Here is a 3,912-nt window from a genome sequence, read left to right on the forward strand (position 1 = left end):
GCCCCGGCCAGCTCAATCAGCAGGGCAATCAGCTGCGGCAGCGATGCCCCCCAGCCGCCCTTTTCCCGCGGGATGCGCAGCGTGCCGAATCCCGCCTCCTTCAGCCAGCGAATCGGCTCCTCGGGCAGAATGCGCTGCTGCTCGCGGCTGGCCGCCCCTTGCGCAATGCGCGAGAAAATCGGCCGAAAGGCCGCCGCCAGCTGTTCGTAATCGGTACCAGTAGAAAGTAGTGTCATCATCTGTTCCTTAATGGTGGCTGTCGTCAATATCGTGACGCGTCGGCTCGTGGCGAACCGCAAGCAGGAAGAAGATCGGAATCAGGGCGGCCAGCGATACCACCCAGAACATTTGCGTGCCGAGGGAGGCCTGCAGCAACGGCAGCACGAACAGCGCCAGCGCGCTGCCGATCCCGGAGAGCGCCCGGCTGAAGCCGACGCCGGTGGCGCGAATCGCGGTGGGATAGGAGAGCGCCGGATAGATCATCAGCTGCGCGCCGGGGCCAAAGCCCTCGGCAAACAGCCACAGCCCAAGCATCGCCATCGCCAGCACCACGCCGACGGTGGCCTGCGGCTGCCCCACCAGCGCGAGCACAATCAGGGCGATAAACTGCAGCGCGAAGCCGGCAATCGCCACGTGGCGCGACGGATATTTCCACGCCAGATGCATCCCCAGCAGTCCGCCGGTAAAGGCAAACAGCGCGTTCAGCCCCAGCGAAGCGGAGATGGTTTCAAACACGCCGGCCCCGAGAAACTGCGCGAGGATCGACGGCAGGAAAAAGGCGATGGCGGTGTACTCAAAGGAGATACAGATATTCATCACCCCGGCAACGACGGTGCGCTCGCGGTACGGCTTTTCAAACAGCACGCGAAAGCTCACCTTCGGCGGCGGCGCGGGGCGTTCAGCCGGCGCTTCATGGGCGGCAATGCCGTAAGAGTCGCGCAGAATGCGCACCGCCGAGGTCAGGTCACCCTGGTTTGCCGCCCACAGCGGCGATTCATTCATAAATTTTCTGCGCACGGCGATAATCAGCAGCGCCGGAACCGCGCCAAACAGCAGCGAGGCGCGCCACAGCCAGTCGAGATGCTCCTTTGGCAGCACAAAATAGAGCCCGAAGATAATCAGGAAACAGACCGTCGAGGCGGCGTACCACATCGGGCACCAGGCGGCGAGGCGCGAGGCCTTGTTGCCTTTGCCGGTAAAACGGGAGAATTCAGCGAGGTAGGACATGGCGACCGGCAGATCGATACCGACGCCGATGCCCATCAGGAAACGGGCGCCGATCAGCACCCAGACGTTGGGCGCCAGCCCCGCGGCGATAGCCGAGACGACAAAAAACAGCATATCGGCCATAAACACCGAATAGCGGCCATATTTATCCGTCAGCCAACCGCCGATCAGGTTGCCAAAAATGGTGCCGACCATAATGGAGGAGGTGACCAGGCCGGTCAGCAGCGGCGACAGCTGAAATTCGCGCACCACGTCATCAATGCCGTAGGAGAGCGTGGTTAAATCATAGGCGTCAAGGAAGACGCCGCCGAGAGCGAGGAAGACAATCATCCGCGCATATTTAGCCCGATCCTTGCCCGAATTAATTAGCCGCGCCACGTCCCCGACGCTACTCACCGGCGCGGAGGCCACGCCGGGATTATCAACAGACAGCGTACTCATGTTTTCACCTTATTATGTTGTGCAGGTGATCGCAGTTATAGGCCTACCCTTGATAAAGGGGAACCAACAAAAACGCATATAAAAATCAATATATTCAATAAGTTAACAAAATAAAACGACAACAGCAGGACGGGCCTTCGCCCGTCCTGCGAGATGCCTGTCGGCGCAGATTATTCAGCGGAAACCGGCACCAGCACGTCTTTCACCAGCGGATCGTCGGTGGTTTTCAGCCAGGTCTGAATTCGCGGGTCGGAAAACGCCTGTTTTAATTTGACGATGTTCTCCTGCGACAAATAAGGCGTGCCGATGACCAGCTGCGACGCGAAGGTGCGCGGCGCCGGCGGGAATAAAATCCCTCTGTCCCGCGACACCTTCCCGGCATCAAACTGCGAGACATAGCCGATTGCCGCATCCACCGAATTGAGCGCCCGCGGCATGGTGAGCAGGTCCAGCTCTTTGAAATTAAACTGATGCGGGTTGCCGACGATATTTTTCAGCTTCGCCGTGCGCGGCTCCACCGCCGGGTCGAGCGTAATCAGGCCGATACGCTGCAGCAGCCACAGCGCCTGCCCCTGGTTGGCGCCATCGTCCGGCACCACGATCGTCGCCCCGTTAGGCAGATCCTGGACCGATTTATAGCGATCGGAGTAAATCCCAAAGGCCCACTGGAACACCGGCACCGTGGTGGAAAGCGCGAAGCCGTTGGCGTCCACCACCTGCTTGAGCCACCACTGGTGCTGATAGATGGTCCCGGCATACTCCCCCTGCGCCACCGCGCGGTCCGCCTGCACCGGATCCTGTACCCCCACCGCCTCCAGCTTCAGGCCATAGTCCGGCGCAATATGCTCGCCGATGTACTCAATGATCCGCTGCTCGCCGGCCATCGCCGGTTCATAGTGAATTTTCAGGGTGGTGCCGAACACCACCTGCTGCGACTGGGCCTGCCCCCGCCACAACCAGAAGGCGGCGGCCAGCGCCACAATCACTACCAGCGCCGCCAGCCACGGCCAGCGGCGGGCCTTACGTAACTCAAACTGTTCTGTTGTCATGAAGAGATCCCCTGCGTGTGGCGAAGTTTGTTGACCAGGCGGTCACCGAAAAATTGAATCAGCTGGATAGTGGCGATCAGCGCGATAATGGTGGCGATCATGATGTGATTGTCGAAGCGCTGGTAGCCGTACACCACCGCCAGATACCCGATCCCTCCCGCGCCGATGGTGCCGGCAATGGCGGAATATTCGATCATCGACACCAGGTTGAGCGTCACCGCCGCCACCAGCGCGGGCAGGGCTTCGCTCAGCTGGGCGCTGCGGATAATCTGCCAGCGCGAACCGCCGCAGACGATCCCCACGGCGGTGACCTCCGCCGGCAGCTCGCGCAGGGCGTTCTCCACCAGCCGGCCGAAAAACGGCACTCCGGCGGCGATCATCGGTACCACCGCGGCCGGGATACCGATCGTGGTCCCGGTGAGCCAGAAGGTGAAGGGAATGATCGCCGCCATCAGCACCAGAAACGGCAGGGAGCGCCCCATGTTCACCACCCAGTTCAGCACCCGGTAGAGCGCGCCGTGCGGAAACAGCCCCCGTGACGAAGCGTTGAACAGCACCACCCCGACCGCTCCGCCGAGGGTCACCACAAACAGCATCACAATGGCCACCATCAGCCAGGTTTCGCCGTAGGCGGGCAGCAGCAGCGTATGGATCTCGCTCCAGGGCGTATCCTGGCTGATTACCGAAGGTTTCATACCGCCTCCCTGAGCTCAGGCGCATCGTCGAGGACCTCGGCCGCGATGCCGAGCTGCGCCAGCAGCGCCAGCATCCTACCTGCCGACAGACGCTCGCCCTGAAAGCGCACCCCCGCCTGCAGCCGCCCTGCCAGCCGGCCGTTGATTACCTCAACGTGGCCGCCGAGCAGGTCAATCTGCAGCGCAAACTGCTGGCTCAGGCAGCTGATCCAGTCGGTGGCCACCGGCACATCCCAGCGATAGCTCAGGCGCAGCAGCAGATCGCTGCGGGCCGCCACCGGGGAGAGGGGCAGCAGCTGCTGGCCGAGCAGAGAGTCCGGGCGCGCCAGCAGCTCTTTCACCTCGCCGAACTGGAGGATCGCGCCGTCGCGAATTTCCGCGACCGCATCCGCCGCCGCGCGTACCGCGTCCATCTCGTGGGTAATCAGCACGATCGCCAGCCGGTACTCATCGCGCAGGCGCTTAAGCAAATTGAGCACCGCGGCGGTGGCCTGCGGGTC

Annotated in this window: 5 protein-coding genes; all 5 read right to left on the minus strand. The window is 62.2% G+C overall.

The genetic code is table 11. From position 1 onward, the window contains the following. A partial coding sequence (locus PFH44_RS25540; protein ID WP_349632158.1) for an acyl-CoA dehydrogenase family protein occupies positions 1–236 on the minus strand: 236 nt, incomplete at its 3' end. A gap of 10 nt (positions 237–246) precedes the next feature. Next, positions 247–1,668, minus strand: coding sequence for an MFS transporter (locus tag PFH44_RS25545; RefSeq protein WP_041146994.1), 1,422 nt, complete (start codon positions 1,666–1,668; stop codon positions 247–249). A 170-nt stretch (positions 1,669–1,838) separates the two neighbouring features. Next, on the minus strand, positions 1,839–2,717 hold the full coding sequence (locus PFH44_RS25550) for a MetQ/NlpA family ABC transporter substrate-binding protein (protein ID WP_283826563.1): 879 nt from the start codon (positions 2,715–2,717) through the stop codon (positions 1,839–1,841). After that, positions 2,714–3,412, minus strand: coding sequence for a methionine ABC transporter permease (locus PFH44_RS25555; RefSeq protein WP_283826564.1), 699 nt, complete (start codon positions 3,410–3,412; stop codon positions 2,714–2,716). The genes PFH44_RS25550 and PFH44_RS25555 overlap by 4 nt, the downstream gene beginning before the upstream one ends. Further along, positions 3,409–3,912: ATP-binding cassette domain-containing protein (locus tag PFH44_RS25560; protein WP_283826565.1), on the minus strand; the 504-nt coding region annotated here is incomplete at its 5' end. The genes PFH44_RS25555 and PFH44_RS25560, both read right to left, overlap by 4 nt.

Source organism: Klebsiella sp. Ech2A (assembly GCF_030078455.1).
Taxonomy (GTDB): domain Bacteria; phylum Pseudomonadota; class Gammaproteobacteria; order Enterobacterales; family Enterobacteriaceae; genus Klebsiella; species Klebsiella terrigena.

What these genes read in the sequence shown, in the direction of transcription:
- PFH44_RS25545 (WP_041146994.1), bottom strand. Translation starts at nt 1,668, where the DNA reads ATGAGTACGCTGTCTGTTGATAATCCCGGCGTGGCCTCCGCGCCGGTG.
- PFH44_RS25550 (WP_283826563.1), bottom strand. Translation starts at nt 2,717, where the DNA reads ATGACAACAGAACAGTTTGAGTTACGTAAGGCCCGCCGCTGGCCGTGG.
- PFH44_RS25555 (WP_283826564.1), bottom strand. Translation starts at nt 3,412, where the DNA reads ATGAAACCTTCGGTAATCAGCCAGGATACGCCCTGGAGCGAGATCCAT.